The following is a 17730-nucleotide window of genomic DNA, read 5'->3' as shown; positions in this document are numbered from 1 at the left end:
CCCCGCCGATGCTCGACCCACGCCAGCACCGCCACGCCCACCGACCCGCCAGGCAACACGAATAGCCCGGCGAACAGCGCCAGTTTCCACCAGCGGTGCGGCCCCTTGAAGCTGTGCAACGCTGAATCGGTCAGGGAGCGGCTCAAGCCGCCAAGGGTGTTTTTGAGGTACAGCATGGGGGAATCCTTTTTGCACGGCGTGCTCGCTGCGTGCAGACAATCGGTCAGAACATGGGCTCGGAGGCGAGAAACTCATTGCCCGTAATAATATTGACTATGCAATTAAATTTCAAGATACTTTATGCCGCGCGCCTTTTTCGCGTTGTTTTTCTGTTGTCCGTGAAACGCGTCATGTGATTTGACTTGCCTGCTTAGGCAGCTAAACTTCGTTGCAGCTTCCGTGTGCTGGAAACGCCCATGATCGACGGCCCCTACAAAGCGAACGAGATTCAACTGACGACGAGTCTCGGCTACTACCTGACGAAAGCGCGGAACGTGCTGGTGGAGCGGACGGACCGTGCGGTCAAACCGCTCGGCCTGACCGCGCAGCAGATCGGCGTGATCCTGATGTTGTCGTCACGGCGCGCGAGCACGCCATTTGAGCTGTCGCGCGCTATGTCGTACGACAGCGGCTCGATGACGCGTCTGCTCGATCGCCTTGAAAAGAAAGGCTTTGTGGTCCGCACACGCAGTGACGCCGATCGCCGGATGGTGAAACTGGAACTGACGCCGCAGGGTCACGACGCGGCGCGCCAGCTGCCAAGTCTCGGCGCGGCGGTGCTGAACGAGCAACTGCGCGGCTTCTCCGCCGACGAGCACGCGACGTTGATCGATCTGCTGGCCCGTTTCATTGCGAACGGTCCTGGCGACGGAATTGGCGCGGGCTGCGGATTGGAGCCGCAATCGCAGTCGCAGGGAGAATCACCCGCAGAGGGGTCGCCGGAGTGCGGCGGCCAGTAATCCAACTGGCACTTTTAAAAGCGCCATGGTTTTTAGTTATCTGTCTGGGCAGAGGATGTTTCGGCATGTAAGTGTGCTGTTCCAAAGGCGCAATAAAGCTGCCCTGACAAGCTTTCCCGGCTGAGGAGAAGATTGATGGACGCCACGGCTCCCGCCGCTGCCCGGCCCGCCGCCGAACCCGCCCCGCTCAAGGGCGGGGCGCTCGCCTTGCTGACCGTCGGCCTCGCGCTCGGTACCTTCATGGAGGTGCTCGACACCTCGATTGCGAACGTCGCGGTGCCGACCATTTCCGGCAGCCTCGGCGTGGCGACCAGCCAGGGCACGTGGGTCATCTCGTCGTATTCGGTGGCGTCGGCGATCGCCGTGCCGCTGACGGGCTGGCTCGCGCGACGCGTCGGCGAAGTGCGGCTCTTCACGCTGTCCGTGCTGCTTTTTACGATCGCATCGGCGCTGTGCGGTTTCGCGCACAACTTCGAATCGCTGATCGCGTTCCGGCTCGTGCAAGGGCTGGTCTCCGGGCCGATGGTTCCGCTTTCGCAAACCATCCTGATGCGTTCCTATCCCCCGGAAAAGCGCGGGCTTGCGCTCGGCCTCTGGGCGATGACCGTGATTTGCGCGCCGATTTTCGGACCCGTGATGGGCGGCTACATCACCGACAACTTCACGTGGCCGTGGATCTTCTACATCAACGTGCCGATCGGGCTGTTCTCGGCGGTGAGCGCCTATCTGCTGCTGCGCGGACGCGAGACGAAGACGACGCGTCAACGCATCGATGCAGTCGGCCTCGCGTTGCTCGTGATCGGTGTGTCGTGTCTGCAGATGATGCTCGACCTCGGCAAGGATCGTGACTGGTTCAACTCGACATTCATCGTCGCGCTGGCGGTGATCGCGGTGGTGTCGATCGCGTTCCTGCTGGTGTGGGAAATGACGGAGAAAGAACCTGTCGTCGATCTCTCGCTGTTCAAGGACCGTAACTTCGCGCTCGGCGTGCTGATCATTTCGTTCGGCTTCATGGCCTTCTTCGGGTCGGTGGTCATCTTCCCGCTATGGCTGCAAACGGTCATGGGCTACACCGCCGGCCTGGCGGGACTCGCGACCGCACCGGTCGGGCTGCTCGCGCTGTTCCTATCGCCGCTGATCGGCAAGAACATGCACCGGCTGAACCTGCGCATGGTGGCGAGCTTTGCGTTCATCGTGTTCGCGTTCGTCTCATTCTGGAACTCGACGTTTACGCTCGACGTCCCGTTCAATCACGTCATCTGGCCGCGTCTCGTGCAAGGTATCGGCGTGGCCTGCTTCTTCGTGCCCATGACGACCATCACGCTGTCGAGCGTACCGGACGAGCGGCTCGCCAGCGCGTCGGGTTTATCGAACTTCTTCCGGACCTTGTCGGGGGCGATCGGCACCGCAATCAGCACGACGTTCTGGGAAAACGACACGATCACCCATCACGCAATGCTGACCGATTCGGTGAACGTGTATTCGGCGAATACTAACGCTTACGCCAATGCGCTGGCCGGGATCGGACTTTCCGGCGATGGCGTTACCGCGCAATTGAACCAGGTGGTGACCGCCCAGGCGTACATGATGGCCACCAACGATTTCTTCCGCATTTCCTGCGCGGCGTTTCTCGTGCTTGCGGTACTGGTGTGGATCACCAAGCCGCGCAAAGGCGCAGGTCCTTCGATGGGGCATTGAGCTTTATCGCCATGCTTCGCACACTGACGCGGGCAACCAGGCGAGATCTTCGCCTCGTTGCCCGCGTTGGTATTCATCTCGGCATCACTACTGCGTCACGGCTTCGCCACTGCTCGATGGAACCGATTGACCTTGCGTGGAATCCGGATGCATGGCCGTGGGCGCCGCAGGCGGAGACGGTTTCACGTCGCCATGCGGTGCGCCGGTAGCCCCGCCGCGCACGTATTGCTTGAAGTCGGCGCCGGCTTCCCACGGGTTCGGCTTGCAACCCAACGAGCCGTCGCAGTGCGCGGCAAAGCCAATGGTCGCCGTGCCGTCGGGGTTCGCCGCGCGCGTGATCTGATACGCCAGCGCACGCTTGCCGCCGTCTGGTCCGGCAGTCTGAATCAGCGAGTCGGTTGCGGATTCGATTTTGTAGGTCGAATGGCTCGACACCCACGACTGCGCCCGTTGCCACCATAGGTCGCATTCCGCTTTGTTTGAACACGTCAACGGCTTGGTCGCGATCTGCATGACGTCCGGATCGACCTGCCCTTGCGTCGAACATCCCGCTGCTGTTGCCAGGCACAGCGCGGCCAACAGACCTTTGTTCATCACGTCGATACCTCCTGCCTCGGAGCGTGTCATACCAGGTTGGACCACGGTGCTGGTGTGGTGTTTCATCTGCGTCAGGGAATCGTCAAAGGGGTGGAGAATTTGCCGATCCCGTTCGACCCCTGGCCGTCCGTCACGTAGTCGTTACCTGCCGATAGTAGAGGGCGAAAAAAAGCGGCCACGTGGGCCGCTTTCCGTCAGGTCGCCAGGCGCCGCGTCGTTCAGACGCTGAAGCGGTTCAACGTGTACGCGCGATAAGCGGCGACGAATGCGTCGAACGAACCGACTTCTTCACGTTCGAGTTTGCTCTGCTCGGCCAGCGACTGCGCAGCGAGTTCAGTGAATGCCTGCGTTTGCGCGGCGTCGAGCGGACGCGAACGGAAATACTCTGCGTGCGCTTTGCTTTGTTCGAGGCCGAACGCGAGAAAGCTCTGCTGCTTGTCGCGCATGATTTGCAGCACGCGCGCCGACGGCGTCAGCGTCACGTCCGCGAGCTTCGCGCGTTGAACCGCCACGGCGCGCGCGTGCTCGTCGCCGCCCTGCAGCGCGTCGAGCGCGGCGGCTGCAGCGTCGATCTTGCTCATCAGTTCGTTGGCCCACTCCATCATCGCAACGGGACTGCCGTCGCGCGTCAGTTCAAGGCCAGGCTTGCGCCCTTCCATCGTCACGCGGCCGAAGTTCCGATTGGCTTCGCAGTAGGCGTCCGGCGGCAATGGCGCGCTGTCGTCGAGCGCGCAGACGAGCAGGTAAGCGTCGAGAAAGCGCGACGTCTCCAGCGAAATTCCGCTTGGCTCGAACGGATCGATATCCATGCAGCGCACTTCGACGTATTGCACGCCGCGCGCGGCCAGCGCATGCAATGGACGCTCGCCCGGATGCGTGACGCGCTTCGGACGAATCGTCGAGTAAAACTCGTTTTCGATCTGCAGGACGTTGGTGTTGATTTGCACCCACTCGCCGTCGCGCTGCGTGCCGATTGCCTCGTAGGCCGGGTAAGGCTGGCTCACGGCTTTGGCGAGCGCGTCGAGATAGCCCGGCAGCGTGTCGTAGTCGGCATGCAGGGCCGCTTGCGCGGTGGTGTTCGAATAGCCGAGGTCGCTCATGCGCAAGCTCGTGGCGTACGGCCGGTACAGCGTGTCGGCGTCGAACGTTTCCAGCGAGTGTTTGCGATCGCGGAGAAATCGGCGATCCAGTGCCGGCGACGCGCCGAACAGATACATCAGCAGCCAGTTGGTGCGACGGAAATTGCGAATCAGCGCGAGATACCGTTCGGACTGGAAATCGACGGCGGTCGCGGTGGATTGATGGTCGGCATGCAGGAGCCGCCACACTTCTTCGTTCAGCGAATAGTTGTAGTGGATGCCCGCAATGCACTGCATCGTGCGGCCGTAGCGCAGCGCGAGGCCAATGCGGTACACGTACTTCAGCTTGCCGATGTTCGACGTGCCGTAATGCGCGATCGGAATGGCTTCGTCGGTGTCGGGCAGCAGGCTGGGCATCGAGTTGTTCCACAGGATCTCGTCGCCGAGTTCCGCGTAGACAAAACGATGCAGCGTGTCGAGCTTGTCGAGCGTCACCGAGACGTCGTGTTCGGCCGGCGTGATCAGTTCGAGCAGTGCTTCGGAATAGTCGGTGGTCAGCGAGGGATGCGTGAGCGCCGAACCGAGCGCGCGCGGATGCGGGCTCAAGGCGAGCTTGCCGTCCTGCGTGACGCGCAGGCTTTCCTTTTCGATGCCGCGCAGACCGCGCGCCAGCGCGTCGCGCTGCGGGCCCGAGGTCAGCACGGACAAGCGGTGCAGGAACGCATCGGTCGTGCGGGGAGGTGTCGTCGTGTTTGGCATTGATGCGAGTCGGGCGTTGTCGGCCGCCATGTGCCGCTCGACTGCTCGCGGCAGCACTGCGCGGTCGACAACGTTCGGCGGAATTTTCAGTAGCGGGCACTTTAACATCTCGCTACGACGCCTGCTTGAGCCCGCTCCGCCAGCCCTTCAGGGCCGCCAGTCCCGCCCATTTTCAGCACGAATCCGCCTGCCGGGCGGTTCTCCGCGTTGCCCGTCGCACACTTTCATTCGACCCACGCACCCGTGCAACTTCAGCCGCCGCGCGCGGCCCCCGCGCGGTCCGCCACCTCGTTCCACAGATGCATGGCCGCATACGCGCGCCAGGGACGCCACGCGTCGGTACGGGTGCGTTGCTGCGTCGGCCGCACGAGCAAAGGATCGCGCGCGCAAATCGACTGCATCAGCACGAGGTCCCATGCGGGCCACGCGTCGGCGTCGCGCCATGCCCGCATCGCGACGTATTCGACGGTCCACGGGCCGATGCCGGGCAGCGCGAGCAACGCGGCGCGCAGGCTGGTCGCGTCGATGACGTTGCTGTCGAGCGGCACGTCGCCGGTGGCGACCGCACGCGCGAAGCCCTGCAACGCCGCGACGCGTTTGCCTGGCATGCCGATCTGCGCGAGATCGACAGCGGCCAGCGCGGCGGGCGTAGGAAAGCGCCATGCGGTGTTCTCATGCGGGTGGCCGTCGATGCGCTCACCGGCGCGCTGCACGAGCCGTCCGATGATCGTGGTCGCCGCTTTCACGCTGACCTGCTGGCCGACGATCGCGCGCACCACGAGCTCGAAGCCCGACCACGCACCCGGCACACGCAGGCCGGGCGCTGCTTCGACGAGCGGTGCGAGCCACGGGTCCGCGGCGAGTTCGGCGCCGATCTTTTTCGGATCGGCGTGCAGATCGAACATCTTCGCGATCGGCGCGGCGAGCGCGTCGGCGTGACGGCTCGCCGGCCCTTCGATGCTCGCGACAACACAGCGTTTGCGAGGATGCAGGCGCACGCTCAGTGTGCCGCTGTCGCCGGCCCAATCGATCGCGCGGCGATACGTGCCGTCTTCGACGGCTTCGACGCCGGGCGTCGCGCGCCCGCCGAAAAAGCGCAGCAGGCGCGGCCAGTCGAATGGTGGTTTGAACGGCAATTCGAGGGTGGTGACTTCGTCGAGCGTACTCACGCGGCGTGATCCAGTTTGGTGGGGGTGGTGCTGAGGGACTCGGCGTCAGCGGCGGCAGGCTTTTTGCGGCCAGGCTGGTCGAGCGAAACGCGGCCGGCATGCTGCGCCTCGTTGTCGAGCAACGCGCCCTTGCGCGCCAGGCCCCAGCGATACCCGGCCAGCGCCCCGCCCTTTTGCACCACGCGGTGGCAAGGAATGGCGAGCGCCACCGGGTTCGTCGCGCAGGCGCTCGCCACCGCGCGCACCGCGCGTGGCGAGCCGACCGCTTCGGCGATCTGCGAATAGCTGCGCGTTTCGCCGTAGGGGATGCGCCGCAGCGCATCCCACACACGTTGCCGGAATGCGGTCGCGGCAATGTCCAGCGGCAGATCGAAGTCCTGACGCGTGCCGCGCAGATAGGCGTCGATCTGCGCGATGAACGGGGCGAGCTGTTGGGCGTCTTCCAACAGCTCGGCGTTGGCGAATTCGCCGCGCAGTTCGTCGACCAGCGAGGTGTGGTCGTCGCCGAAACCGATTTTGCAGATGCCCTTGTCCGTCGCCGCGACCAGCACGAAGCCGAGCGAGGTCGGCGCGCAGGCGTAGCGCACGGTCAGCCCCGCACCCTTCCTGCGATACGCGGACGGCGCCATGCCCAGTTCGGCCGCCGCGCTGTCGTACATCCTCGAGGGCGAGCCGAAGCCGGCGTCTAGCGTGGCGCGCGTGACATCCGCGCCGCTTTGCAGCGCGTCGCGCAACGCGGCGCCGCGCTGCGCAGCCTGATACTGCCGCGGCGATACGCCCACCACGCGCTTGAACAGTCGCTGAAGGTGAAACGGGCTGACGTGCACGGCATCGCTCAGTTGAGCGAGCGTGAGGCGCTGCTGCGGGTCAGCGTCCAGCGCGGCGCACGCGCGATGGATGATCTCCAGTTCGCGCGGCAGGCCGCCGGGCCGGCATCGCTTGCAATCGCGAAAGCCCGCGGCGCGGGCGGCGGCGGCATCGGTGAAGAAGGCGACGTTTTCACGGCGCGGCTGGCGCGAAGCGCAGGACGGACGGCAGAATACGCCGGTCGTCTTGACCGCGTAGAAGAATGCGCCGTCGGCACGAGGCTCGCGGCGCGTGACGGCGGCCCAGCGCTCGTCGTCGGAGGCCCAGCTCGTGGTGGCCGAGGCGGGGCTGGGGGCGGCAGGATCGGTCGTGCGGTTCATGATGGTCCCGGGGGCAGACGTGGTCGATGCTCACCAATGTAGGCCGTATGCCGACACCCTACGCCCCGGTTCTTGCTCTGTCATTGCGCTTGTTCGCAGGCTGGAACGGCCGCCAGACGGTCGTTTTGCCACAAAGTGCGACAATTTGGCCCGATATCGGGTTTTCCCTTAAAAAGTTATTGCGTCGCATCAACCCCGTGTGTATATTAGTACCTGTCTCCTCCATGTCTCCTCCTGATATGGATTCAGCCCGCTCCACATAGAGCGGGCTTTTTTTCGTCTATACGTTCTCCGCGTGCTTCTCGATCCGGCCTCACGGCTGGATTCATGGCCCGCCTCACGGCACCGCCCTTTCTCCTACACTGGCTAATCATCCGTTCTGCCAACTTGCCAGAGGCGTCCGATATGAAAATCCACATTCGCGAGATCGATCACGTCGTCATCCGGGCGACGGACGTCGAAACCATGACGCGCTTTTATTGCGACGTGCTCGGCTGCAGTCTGGAGAAGGAACAGCGGGAACTGGGTCTGACGCAATTGCGCGCAGGGCGCTCGCTGATCGACCTGTTACAGGTCGGCGGCAAGCTCGACCACGCCGAAAACGGCACGCCAGGCGCGGGACGGAATATGGACCACATATGTTTGCGCGTCGAACCATTCGACGCCGACGCGCTCAAGACGCATCTGACCGGGCATGGCGCGCGGCTGGGCGAACAGGCGCTGCGCTATGGCGCAGACGGCTTTGGCCAATCGTTGTATCTGTTCGATCCGGAGGGCAACATGGTCGAACTCAAGGGGCCGCCGCAAGCGGCGCGGGCGACGTCGCTTTAGGCGTCGGGCTGATGGCGGGACTGAACACACCGCTTCGGCGTCAAAGCGAGTCAAGCTGCGAATCAGGCGGCAGCGCGACTCGGGAGCAGTCAGCCCTTACGCAGTGGCCGGCGCCTTCAACACCGTCCACTCGATCTTCACCGCATCGGCTTCGGCACTGCCAAGCCATGCTTCGCCGTCCTGCACCGTGCATTGCAGGCGCATCGTGCGTTCCGCCAGCGTGCCGAGCGCCGCTGCGACATCTTCGCCGAGGGTCCACACCGTCACGTTGCGCATGCGCTCCACCTTGTTGCGCACGCCCTGCCACCAGATGTCCGACGCGCGGCCGCCGTACGCGATCACGATCACTTCGTTCGAGCGGCCGCTCGCTTTGGCGATACGCCGTTCGTCCGGCTGACCGACTTCGATCCACGTTTCGATCGCGCCGGTCAGATCCTTTTGCCACAGATCCGGTTCGTCGACATCAGACAAACCTTTGCAGAATTCGAGGCGTTCCTGCGCGAAGAGCGCGAACGCCGCCACGCGGACCATCATCCGCTCGTCGGTTTCCGAGGGGTGGCGGGCGATCGTCAGCGAATGGTCGGCGTAATAGTGCCGGTCCATGTTGGCGATCTGCAGTTCCGCCTTGTAAATCGTCGATTTAAGTGCCATGCCGTTGCTAAACCAGGCGCTCTCTCCGCCGGAGCGAACAGAAAAAGAATCGTCGACGGCGCGTTGCCGTTTTCCGTGTTTGTTGTACATCGCATTTCTCCCGCGCCGTCAGCCGGCGGCCATGCCAATGGGAGAAGCATTTACCGCGCCACGGCCGGCTCGAAAGCCGTACCGTAGACCCCGGCGGCGGCTTCCCGCAAGGCTTCCAGCACGACGGCTGCGGCCGGCGACAGCAAATGCGACTGGCGCGTGATGATACCGAATGTATCCATCCTGCACGGTAAATCGATCGGCATACGCTTGAGCACACCGTACTGTTGGTATTGACGCGCCACTTCGTCGGGGAGAACGGCCAACATGTCGCTCTGGAGCAGCAGGCTCGAAATCGCGAGGAAATTGTTGGTATTGACCACGTTTTGGGGCGGATTCAGTCCGATTTGCGAAAATATCAGATCGAAGCGATGACGCAGCACGCTGCCAGGCGGGTGCAAGACCCAGCTCGCGTTGACGATTCCCCGCAGCGTCAAACCCGTCTCATTTTCGAGAGGATGGCCGGGCCGGGCCACCACGCAGAGCGGTTCGTCGGCGAGCGGCTCATAGCGGACTTCGGCCTTGAACTGGTTCTGCCGCTCCAGCACGCGGCCGATCATGATGTCGAGTTCGCCTTCGGCGAGCCGCGGCAGCATCACGTCCGAGGTTTCCACCTCCGCCCAGATTTGCAACTGCGGATAGCGCTCCTTCACGCTGGCAATCGCGCGCGGCACCATCGTCGCGGCGGCAGCCGCAATCACGCCGATGCGCACCTGCCCCGCGAGGCCGGAGCGCAGCGCCGAGATTTCGTCGTGGGCGTGGCTCAGATTCGACAGCACCATGCGCGCGTGGCGGATCATCACCTCGCCGTACAAGGTCGCGTGCATGCCGTGTGGCGTGCGATCGAACAGGCTGACTTCCAGCATGTCCTCGAGCTCCTTGAGCAGGCGCGAGGCGGCCGGCTGCGTCATGCCAAGCACGTCGGCGGCCCGGCGCACGTTGCCCTCCTCCTCCATCGCCGCGAGCAGTAGCAACTGCCGCGTCTTGAGCCGCGCGCGGACGAACCAGTTCGAATAACTTCGCGTCATCGTTTGTCTCCAATCTTGTTTTTGGCTCAGCGGCATGAAGCCCTCGTGACACACGCTTCATCCGGCGCTGTGTCCATAATGCCATACCGAAACTGATATCGGGATGGCTTAAAAAGGGATTGGAAAGTTATTGGCACGGCTCATACCATTCGTGGACTTTCCAAGCTTCCCAAGTGGCGCCCTTCCCTCGATGAACCGCGATTCGCTCGTCCCGCTCGTTGTCAGTCCGTTTCGCCATTACATCAATGGCGGATGGGAGACGGGCGCGACCGCGGGCGTGTCGTTCAACCCGTCGGACCTCGACGAGCCGGTCGGCGAATATGTCCGCGCGGACGTGCGGCAGACCGACACGGCGATCGAAGCCGCGCACGCGGCGTTTCGCGACTGGTCGCTGGCGTCGGCGCAGCGCCGCGCTGACGCGCTCGACGCGATCGGCACCGAGATGCTGGCCCGCCGCGACGAACTCGCCCGGCTGCTCGCGCGCGAAATCGGCAAGACCTTGCCCGAGGCGCAAACCGAAGCCACGCGCGCGGGCCAGATTTTCAAGCTGTTCGCCGCCGAAGCGCTGCGTGCGTTTGCGGAGCCACTGGCATCGGCGCGCGCGGGCGTCGAAATCGACGTGACGCGCGAACCGCTCGGCGTGGTCGGCGTCATCACACCGTGGAGCGCGCCCTTGGCGATCGCCGCAGCGAAGATCGGCGCCGCGCTCGCACACGGCAACTGCGTCGTCTTCAAGCCGGCGGAATCGGCGCCGGCTTGCGCGGCGGCGCTGGCTTCGATCATCAGCCGCGCGGGCCTGCCGGCGGGCGTGTTCAATCTGGTGATGGGCAGCGGCCGCCAGGTCGGCGCGCGGATCGTCGCGCATCCGCTGGTCGCGGCAATCAGCTTCAGCGGCTCGACGGACACCGGCACGCGCGTGCTGCAGGCCGCGGCTGCCCGCCAGGTGCGTGTGCAACTGGAGATGGGCGGCAAGAATCCGTTCGTGGTGCTGGCCGATGCGGATCTCGACGGGGCGGTCGATGCCGCCTTGAGCGGCGCCTATAGCTCGACGGGTCAGCGCAGCACGGCGGCGGCACGGTTGATCGTCGAGCGCGCGGTGTTCGAGCCGTTCGTCGACGCATTGAACACGAAGCTCGCCAAACTCTCGGTCGATCACGCGTTGAAGCACGGCACGGACATCGGCCCGCTCGCCAACGCAGCGCAACTGGAGCGCAACCTCGACTACGTGCGCATCGGTCAGCAGGAAGGCGCCCAACTGGTGCGCGGCGGCCAGCAATTGGAACGCGCGACGCGCGGCTACTTCTTCGAACCGGCGCTCTTCATCGGCGAGCCCGAACACCGCATTGCGCGCGAGGAAATTTTCGGACCGCTAGCCGTCGTGCTGTGCGCGCACGACTACGACCACGCGCTGCATCTGGCGAACGACACCGCCTACGGCTTATGCGCCGGCATCTGCACACGCTCGCTCGACCGCGCGCGGCATTTCCGCCGCCACGTCCAGAGCGGCCTCGTCACGATTAATCTGCCGACCACGACCGTCGAGCACCACGCGCCCGGCGGCGGCCGCAAGGCGTCCGCCTACGGCGCCACCGACGCAGCTTTCTGGACGGCCGTGAAAACGGCCTACGTCGCGGGCTGATTGCGATGAATGCCTCGCATTGCCTTCCCCACCGTGCCGTTTATCGCGCAGCCGCAATCCGATGCGCCGCGCATTCCACGCTTCATTCGCGCCCCGGCTCACGCCGCCGCGCATGACCCTGCTGCACATCAACGAAATCAATGCAGCTTTTCAACCTCAGGAGACACGCATGACCAGCAAGCTTCGCCGTTTGACCCTCACCGCGATGGCCGCCGCAGCCCTCGCCGCTCCGTTTGCCATGCAACTTTCCGCGCACGCGGATCAGCCGCTCAAAGTCGGCTTTCTCGTGAAGATGCCGGAACAGGCGTGGTTCATCAACGAACAGAAGGCCGCGACCGCGCTCGGCCAGAAGGACGGTTTCTCGGTCGTCAACATCGGCACGCCGGACGGCGAAAAAGTGCTGGCCGCGATCGACAACCTGGGCGCACAAGGCGCGAAGGGCTTCGTGATCTGCGCGCCCGACGTGCGCCTCGGACCGGCGATTCAGGCGCGCGCGAAGCGCTACAACATGAAGTTCGTCACCGTCGACGATCAACTGGTCGACTCCACCGGCAAGCCGCTCGCGAATGTGCCGCACCTCGGCATGTCGGCATTCAAGATCGGCAATCAGGTCGGCACGGCGATCTCAGAGGAAATGAAGCGCCGCGGCTGGAAGCCTGAAGAAGTCGGCGCGCTGCGCATCACGAACTACGAACTGCCGACCGCGAAGCTGCGCACCGACGGCGCGACGCAATCGCTGCTCGCCGGCGGCTTCAAGAAGGAAAACATCTTCGACGCCCCACAGAAAACGACCGATGACGAAGGCGGCTTCAACGCGTCGTCGCCGGTGCTCGCCCAGCATCCGAACATCAAGAAGTGGGTGATCTTCGCGCTCAACGAGGAAAGCGTGCTCGGCGGCGTGCGCGCGACCGAGCAGTTGCATATTCCGGCGGCGGACGTGATCGGCGTCGGCATCAACGGCGCGGGCGAAGCGTTTGCCGAATTCCAGAAGAAGGAACCGACGGGCTTCTACGGCACGATCGCCGTGAGCTCGACCAACCACGGCAAGGACAGCACGGAAAACCTGATCGAGTGGATCAAGGACGGCAAGCAGCCGCCCGCCGACACGCAGACCACCGGCAAGCTGATGGTGCGCAGCAACTGGCAGGACGTGCGTAAGGAACTGGGCATCTAAGCCCGCTTCGAGTCCGCACGTTCGGCGGGCCGGATCGCACTCACGCGAGACCGGCCCGCGCAGCCGTCAGCACGGTAGTTGAGTTGTTCACCCGCTTGAGGTTTTCCAATGACGTCTTTATCCACCGAGTCCGCCGCGTCCACCGGCAACCCAGCGGCGCTGCCGGCGCAAGCGCCCTCGCCTTCCTCTGCTTTCGTCGACGACGCGCAGCCGTATCTGCAACTCGACGGCATCACCGTGCGCTTTCCCGGCGTGCTCGCGCTCGATCAGGTGTCGCTCGAAGTGCGGCGCGGCGAAGTGCATGGCCTGATGGGCGAAAACGGCGCCGGCAAATCGACGCTGCTCAAGGTGCTGTCCGGCGTGAACCAGCCGGCGGCGGGCACGCTGTCGCTCGGCGGTGCCGCGCAGCAGTTCACCACGACGAAGGCGGCCATTGCGGCAGGCGTCGCGATCATCTATCAGGAACTGCACCTGGTGCCGGAGCTGACCGTCGCGGAAAATTTGATGCTCGGCGCGCTGCCCAATCGCTTCGGCGTACTGGACGAAAAGGCGCTGGTCGCGCGCGCGGTGCGCGAGCTGGAGCGGCTCGGCGAAAAGATCGATCCGTCGCAGCAGGTAAAGAATCTGTCGATCGGCCAGCGCCAGATGATCGAGATCGGCAAGGCACTGATGCGCGACGCGCGCGTGATCGCCTTCGACGAGCCGACCAGTTCGCTGTCGTCGCGCGAAACGACGCAGCTGTTCCGGATCATCCGCGCACTGAGGGCCGAAGGCCGCGCCATCATCTACGTCACGCACCGGATGGAGGAAGTGTACGAACTATGCGACCGCGTCACGGTGTTTCGCGACGGCCGCCGCATCGACACGTTCGAAGCCGGTGCGGGACTCGATCGCGATCGCCTGATCAGCGGCATGGTGGGCCGCTCGATCGCCGATGTGTACGGCTATCGCTCACGCGAACTCGGCGACGTGCAACTGCAGATCCAGGATCTGATGGGACGCGGGTTGCGCGAACCGGCTTCGTTCGTGGCGCGCAAAGGCGAAATCGTCGGCTTTTTCGGGCTCGTCGGCGCGGGCCGGTCCGAGCTGATGAAGCTGATCTACGGCGCGGTCAAGCCGGCCGCCGGCGAGATCACGCTCAAGGGCAAGCGCGTGCGCTTCGCCACGCCGCGCGACGCGGTGCGCGCGGGCATCGCGCTGTGCCCGGAAGATCGCAAACAGGAAGGCATCGTGTCGATCGCCTCCGTGTCGGACAACCTCAATATCAGTTGCCGCCGCCACTTCAGCCGCTTTCACGTGCTCAACGGTCGCAAGGAAGCGCAGACCGCCAAAGAATTCATCGGCAAGCTCGCGATCAAGACGCGCAACGGCGAGACGCCGATCGGCACGCTGTCCGGCGGCAATCAGCAGAAAGTGATTTTGTCGCGCTGGCTCGCCGAAGAGATCGACGTGTTCCTGATGGACGAACCGACGCGCGGCATCGACGTCGGTGCGCGCAGCGAGATTTACGGACTGTTGTACGGGCTCGCCGAAGCGGGCCGCACGGTCATCGTCGTGTCGAGCGATCTCGCCGAAGTGATCGGCATCGCGGATCGCGTGATCGTGATGAAGGAGGGCTGCATTGTCGGTGACCTGCCGAAGGCGCAGGCCACGCCCGATGCGCTGATCAAGCTCGCGCTGCCGCGCTGAGGCCCCTCCACCCATTCGACTCGAATCCGAACCCGAACGAGCCACTGAATCGCGCTTATTGAAACGGAACAGACATCATGCAGACACCCTCCACCGACTCCCCGACCCCCGCCGTCGCCTCCGCGGGCCTGAGCGCGCGCGCCGCGCGCACCTGGGACCTGATCAACAAGTCCGGCATCGTGATGGTGTTCATCATCCTGTTCGCGGTGCTGTCGTTCACCGTGCCGGACTTTCTCAGCTCGCGCAATATCCAGGGCTTGCTGCTCTCCGTCACACTGATCGGCTCGATCTCCGTCACGATGATGTTCGTCCTCGCGCTCGGCGAGGTAGATCTGTCGGTGGCGTCGATCGTCGCGTTTGCGGGCGTGGCTGCATCCACGGTGATCACCGCGACGCATAGCGTGCTGCTTGGCGTCGCGGTCGGGGTGCTCGCGGGCGGCGCAGTCGGCCTGGTCAACGGCGTGCTGGTCGCGCGCTACAAGATCAACTCGCTGATCGTCACGCTCGCGATGATGGAGGTCGTGCGCGGGCTCGCGTTCATCACGTCGAACGGCGACGCCGTGATGATTTCCGAAGAGCGCTTCTTCGATCTCGGCGGCGGCTCGTTCCTCGGCATCTCGTTTCCGATCTGGAGCAATATCATCGGCTTCGTGCTGTTCGGCTTCCTGCTGAAGAAGACCGTGTTCGGCAAGAATGTGCTGGCCGTCGGCGGCAACAGCGAGGCCGCCGTGCTGGCCGGCTTGCCGGTAACGCGGATCAAGATCACCGTGTTCGTGCTGCAAGGCCTCGTGACGGGCTTCGCCGGCGTGATGCTGGCGTCGCGCATGAGTCTCGGCGATCCGAAAACGTCGGTCGGGCTCGAACTCGGCGTGATTTCGGCTTGCGTGTTGGGCGGCGTTTCCTTAACAGGCGGCGTCGCGACGATTTCCGGCGTGCTCGTCGGCGTGCTGATCATGGGTTCCGTGCAGGATGCGATGAGCCTGTTGAACGTGCCGACTTTTTACCAATACCTGATCCGCGGCGGGATTCTGCTGCTGGCGGTGCTGTTCGACCAGTTCCGCCGCAGCAAGCGCGTGCACTGACGCACGCAGGCGGCCGACAGGGTCGCGTCGATTCGAGAGTTGTTCCTGCGCTTTGCGAGAAGGCGTACTGCCGATGCGGATCGATCGTCCGCATCGGCCTTTTTCTGGCTTGCTGAAAAGCACGGCGCACGCACATGGGCATAAAAAAAGCCGGGCATGTCAATGCCGGGCTTTTTTTACTTACAATTTCGCGCCCTCCGGCCTTGAATAGCTCGGAGTTTTTTTAATGCGCGACAAACCGCATTCCGCCATTTATTCCAGAATGGCGACGCGCAGTTCGATGTTCAGTTTATTGCCTGATAAACCGATCGTTTGCCCACAAACCTTGCGTATCGCTATTGCCGGAATTCACGAATTCGACATCGTGGCCCACCACGCGTACGACCCGGAATTTCGAGTCCTGCGGTGTCGACACGCACTGATAGCCGGAGAAAAATTCCTGCATTTTCTGCTGTTCACCGGCTTGTGCATGCTGGTCGGCGGCGTCGAGTTTATCCTTCGACAGACAACCATAGGCGTTGGCCTTGAACTGGATGGTTTGCTGCGGCTTGATCACGACATCTTGCGCCTGAACGGTCGCAGCAGCCAAACCCGCAATGGCGAAAACAACGGCGATGCGCATTTTCATAGGTTCCTCCGGGTGCGGGGTAAATACTCAGGTTAGCTATGTATTTAACTTTCTCGTTGAACCCGCAACTTGTACTTTAGAAGAACGTCACCGAACGACAAGCACAACTTGTGTGCGGTCGCAACAGTGGCGAATTGTCGCACTTGCTGTCACACCCGCCTGTGACCCCGTGCAGCGGTTTAAACGGTTGCCAATGGAACGGATAAATGAAAACGAGGCGGGGTGTAGGTGTTTAGCAGTCAAGCTTTTGCAGCACATATTCGCGTAAACGCGCAGCGTCAATTAAGCGACTTAATACAATTAAATAGCGCACTTTGTGCGGTGCACACAAACTCGTTCGGTCGCGTCATTCAGAAATGCGAAATAACGGTGTGCATGCAGAAAATAAACAGTGCCAGGCAAGCCATCCGCGCGGCCGAAGGCTAAATCCACGCGAGCTGCGGCGCCGTTTGCGCGGTTAGTCGACGTGCTTGCCAGCGTTGAAAAACTCCGACTGAAACATGCACATGCGCAACGCATTGTGATACCGGCCATTACCGAAAAATTCCTCGATCAGTTCCGCCTCGTGCCGGAAGCCGCATTTTTCGTAGATATGAATTGCGGCGGTGTTCGACTTGTCGACGATCAGATAGATCTTGCGCAGGTTCAGCACTGAAAACGCGTAGTCGATCGCGAGCTGCGTTGCGACGGTGGCATAGCCCCGGCCTTGAGCGTGCGGCGCGATGATGATCTGGAATTCGCCGCGCCGGTGGATGTAGTCCAGCTCGATCAATTCGACGACGTCGATCGTCTGGCCCACGTTGTCCACCGCGACGAAGCGTCGTTCGCGTAGATCGTGCACGTGCTGATCGTAAAGCTGGGTCAGTTCGGAGAACGTCTCGTACGGTTCCTCGAACCAGTAACGCATGATCTTTGCGTTGTTGTTCACTTCATGGACGAAGCGCAGATCGGTGCGTTCAAGTGGGCGCAACGTGAGTTCGCTGCTTCGTTCGGTCGTCATTGATTCCCCTTGAACCGTTAATTTGCGTGAGTCCGAGTGCGCGCGCCGGGGAGAGCGGAAGCTGCGGTCGCCACCCGCTCGCCGCCGCCCGTTTCGGTGTGGCGCGGCACGCGCGGTGCTCTACAATGAAATTATGCTCCTGCGATCGGAGGCTACCGTGATCGAGCAACTGATATTGGGCGTATTCCTCGTCGTGCCGCTGCTCATCGTCGCGTTTCTTTTTTCGGACGAACTGTGGCAGGAACATCGTCATCTGCATGACATGCGGCCCGTGCATCTGAGACATCGGCGGATCGACTGGCGGCATCCGCTGCGCCGCACGCGGGACCGTCTCTGAGGCGCCGCAGCGTTTCTGCGCCCGGCTGGGCGCGCAACGCGCCCGCCATGCCGGAACGGCGGGCCGTTAAATTCGTGCGCCGGCTGTCGCGAACGCGTATGCAAAGGCCGAATGTAAGCGCGTGTGGGCACAT

16 protein-coding genes are annotated in these 17730 nt (G+C 63.4%); 8 read left to right on the top strand and 8 right to left on the bottom strand.

The genetic code is table 11. The features are described from left to right. Positions 1–416: 416 nt before the first annotated feature. Positions 417–959: a MarR family winged helix-turn-helix transcriptional regulator gene (locus tag CIC12_RS09605; RefSeq protein WP_168663889.1), complete on the top strand. Its 543-nt coding sequence runs from the start codon at positions 417–419 to the stop codon at positions 957–959. Between the two features lie 135 nt (positions 960–1094). After that, positions 1095–2657, top strand: coding sequence for a DHA2 family efflux MFS transporter permease subunit (locus CIC12_RS09600; RefSeq protein WP_168663888.1), 1563 nt, complete (start codon positions 1095–1097; stop codon positions 2655–2657). A gap of 87 nt (positions 2658–2744) precedes the next feature. Here CIC12_RS09600 and CIC12_RS09595 read toward each other — a convergent pair whose 3' ends face one another. From CIC12_RS09595 to ada, 4 genes are all read right to left on the bottom strand, one after another. Beyond that, the gene (locus tag CIC12_RS09595; protein WP_174771988.1) at positions 2745–3251 is read right to left on the bottom strand and encodes a hypothetical protein; all 507 of its coding nucleotides are present in this window, start codon (positions 3249–3251) and stop codon (positions 2745–2747) included. A gap of 221 nt (positions 3252–3472) precedes the next feature. After that, entirely contained in the window at positions 3473–5092 is a 1620-nt protein-coding gene (gene gshA / locus CIC12_RS09590; RefSeq protein ID WP_168663887.1) for a glutamate--cysteine ligase, read from the bottom strand. Positions 5093–5343: 251 nt separating this feature from the next. Then, entirely contained in the window at positions 5344–6261 is a 918-nt protein-coding gene (locus CIC12_RS09585; RefSeq protein WP_168663886.1) for an AlkA N-terminal domain-containing protein, read from the bottom strand. Further along, complete coding sequence (gene ada, locus CIC12_RS09580; RefSeq protein WP_168663885.1) at positions 6258–7448, bottom strand: bifunctional DNA-binding transcriptional regulator/O6-methylguanine-DNA methyltransferase Ada; 1191 nt, start codon at positions 7446–7448, stop codon at positions 6258–6260. The genes CIC12_RS09585 and ada overlap by 4 nt, the downstream gene beginning before the upstream one ends. Positions 7449–7853: 405 nt before the next feature. Here ada and CIC12_RS09575 point away from each other — a divergent pair, with 405 nt between their 5' ends. Next, positions 7854–8279 carry a VOC family protein gene (locus tag CIC12_RS09575; protein WP_168663884.1) on the top strand — a complete coding sequence of 142 codons (426 nt, stop codon included), beginning with the start codon at positions 7854–7856 and terminating at the stop codon, positions 8277–8279. Positions 8280–8375: 96 nt separating this feature from the next. Here CIC12_RS09575 and CIC12_RS09570 read toward each other — a convergent pair whose 3' ends face one another. Together CIC12_RS09570 and CIC12_RS09565 are read right to left on the bottom strand one after the other, a co-directional pair. After that, on the bottom strand, positions 8376–8930 hold the full coding sequence (locus tag CIC12_RS09570; RefSeq protein ID WP_168663883.1) for a YaeQ family protein: 555 nt from the start codon (positions 8928–8930) through the stop codon (positions 8376–8378). Positions 8931–9070: 140 nt separating this feature from the next. Next, the gene (locus tag CIC12_RS09565; RefSeq protein WP_168663882.1) at positions 9071–10048 is read right to left on the bottom strand and encodes a LysR family transcriptional regulator; all 978 of its coding nucleotides are present in this window, start codon (positions 10046–10048) and stop codon (positions 9071–9073) included. 190 nt (positions 10049–10238) lie between these two features. Between CIC12_RS09565 and CIC12_RS09560 the strand changes: the two genes are divergently transcribed. The 4 genes from CIC12_RS09560 (at position 10239) to araH (ending at position 15632) form a co-directional block, all read left to right on the top strand. Next, the gene (locus CIC12_RS09560; protein WP_168663881.1) at positions 10239–11687 is read left to right on the top strand and encodes an aldehyde dehydrogenase family protein; all 1449 of its coding nucleotides are present in this window, start codon (positions 10239–10241) and stop codon (positions 11685–11687) included. Positions 11688–11856: 169 nt separating this feature from the next. Then, positions 11857–12861 (top strand): arabinose ABC transporter substrate-binding protein, encoded by a 1005-nt coding sequence (locus CIC12_RS09555; protein ID WP_168663880.1) that lies wholly within the window; start codon positions 11857–11859, stop codon positions 12859–12861. Positions 12862–12969: 108 nt separating this feature from the next. Continuing rightward, a complete protein-coding gene (gene araG / locus CIC12_RS09550) occupies positions 12970–14550 on the top strand; it encodes an L-arabinose ABC transporter ATP-binding protein AraG (protein WP_238812488.1) in 1581 nt (526 codons plus the stop codon). A 77-nt stretch (positions 14551–14627) separates the two neighbouring features. After that, positions 14628–15632, top strand: a complete 1005-nt coding sequence (araH, locus tag CIC12_RS09545) for an L-arabinose ABC transporter permease AraH (protein WP_168663879.1) — start codon at positions 14628–14630, stop codon at positions 15630–15632. A 289-nt stretch (positions 15633–15921) separates the two neighbouring features. Here the strand turns inward: araH and sap1 are convergent, their stop codons facing one another. Then, complete coding sequence (sap1, locus tag CIC12_RS09540) at positions 15922–16260, bottom strand: surface attachment protein Sap1 (RefSeq protein ID WP_168663878.1); 339 nt, start codon at positions 16258–16260, stop codon at positions 15922–15924. 457 nt (positions 16261–16717) lie between these two features. Further along, positions 16718–17260: a spermidine N1-acetyltransferase gene (gene speG / locus CIC12_RS09535; RefSeq protein ID WP_168663877.1), complete on the bottom strand. Its 543-nt coding sequence runs from the start codon at positions 17258–17260 to the stop codon at positions 16718–16720. A 157-nt stretch (positions 17261–17417) separates the two neighbouring features. Here speG and CIC12_RS09530 point away from each other — a divergent pair, with 157 nt between their 5' ends. Further along, entirely contained in the window at positions 17418–17597 is a 180-nt protein-coding gene (locus tag CIC12_RS09530) for a hypothetical protein (protein WP_168663876.1), read from the top strand. The last annotated feature ends 133 nt before the right edge of the window (positions 17598–17730 follow it).

Origin of the sequence: Paraburkholderia sp. SG-MS1, from assembly GCF_012275575.1 — a bacterium.
GTDB lineage: Bacteria > Pseudomonadota > Gammaproteobacteria > Burkholderiales > Burkholderiaceae > Paraburkholderia.
Note: the sequence above shows the minus strand (reverse complement) of the source record. Positions and strands in the feature narration are given on the sequence as shown.

What these genes read in the sequence shown, in the direction of transcription:
- CIC12_RS09605 (WP_168663889.1), top strand. Translation starts at nt 417, where the DNA reads ATGATCGACGGCCCCTACAAAGCGAACGAGATTCAACTGACGACGAGT.
- CIC12_RS09600 (WP_168663888.1), top strand. Translation starts at nt 1,095, where the DNA reads ATGGACGCCACGGCTCCCGCCGCTGCCCGGCCCGCCGCCGAACCCGCC.
- CIC12_RS09595 (WP_174771988.1), bottom strand. Translation starts at nt 3,251, where the DNA reads ATGAACAAAGGTCTGTTGGCCGCGCTGTGCCTGGCAACAGCAGCGGGA.
- gshA (WP_168663887.1), bottom strand. Translation starts at nt 5,092, where the DNA reads ATGCCAAACACGACGACACCTCCCCGCACGACCGATGCGTTCCTGCAC.
- ada (WP_168663885.1), bottom strand. Translation starts at nt 7,448, where the DNA reads ATGAACCGCACGACCGATCCTGCCGCCCCCAGCCCCGCCTCGGCCACC.
- CIC12_RS09575 (WP_168663884.1), top strand. Translation starts at nt 7,854, where the DNA reads ATGAAAATCCACATTCGCGAGATCGATCACGTCGTCATCCGGGCGACG.
- CIC12_RS09570 (WP_168663883.1), bottom strand. Translation starts at nt 8,930, where the DNA reads ATGGCACTTAAATCGACGATTTACAAGGCGGAACTGCAGATCGCCAAC.
- CIC12_RS09565 (WP_168663882.1), bottom strand. Translation starts at nt 10,048, where the DNA reads ATGACGCGAAGTTATTCGAACTGGTTCGTCCGCGCGCGGCTCAAGACG.
- CIC12_RS09560 (WP_168663881.1), top strand. Translation starts at nt 10,239, where the DNA reads ATGAACCGCGATTCGCTCGTCCCGCTCGTTGTCAGTCCGTTTCGCCAT.
- CIC12_RS09555 (WP_168663880.1), top strand. Translation starts at nt 11,857, where the DNA reads ATGACCAGCAAGCTTCGCCGTTTGACCCTCACCGCGATGGCCGCCGCA.
- araG (WP_238812488.1), top strand. Translation starts at nt 12,970, where the DNA reads ATGACGTCTTTATCCACCGAGTCCGCCGCGTCCACCGGCAACCCAGCG.
- araH (WP_168663879.1), top strand. Translation starts at nt 14,628, where the DNA reads ATGCAGACACCCTCCACCGACTCCCCGACCCCCGCCGTCGCCTCCGCG.
- sap1 (WP_168663878.1), bottom strand. Translation starts at nt 16,260, where the DNA reads ATGAAAATGCGCATCGCCGTTGTTTTCGCCATTGCGGGTTTGGCTGCT.
- speG (WP_168663877.1), bottom strand. Translation starts at nt 17,260, where the DNA reads ATGACGACCGAACGAAGCAGCGAACTCACGTTGCGCCCACTTGAACGC.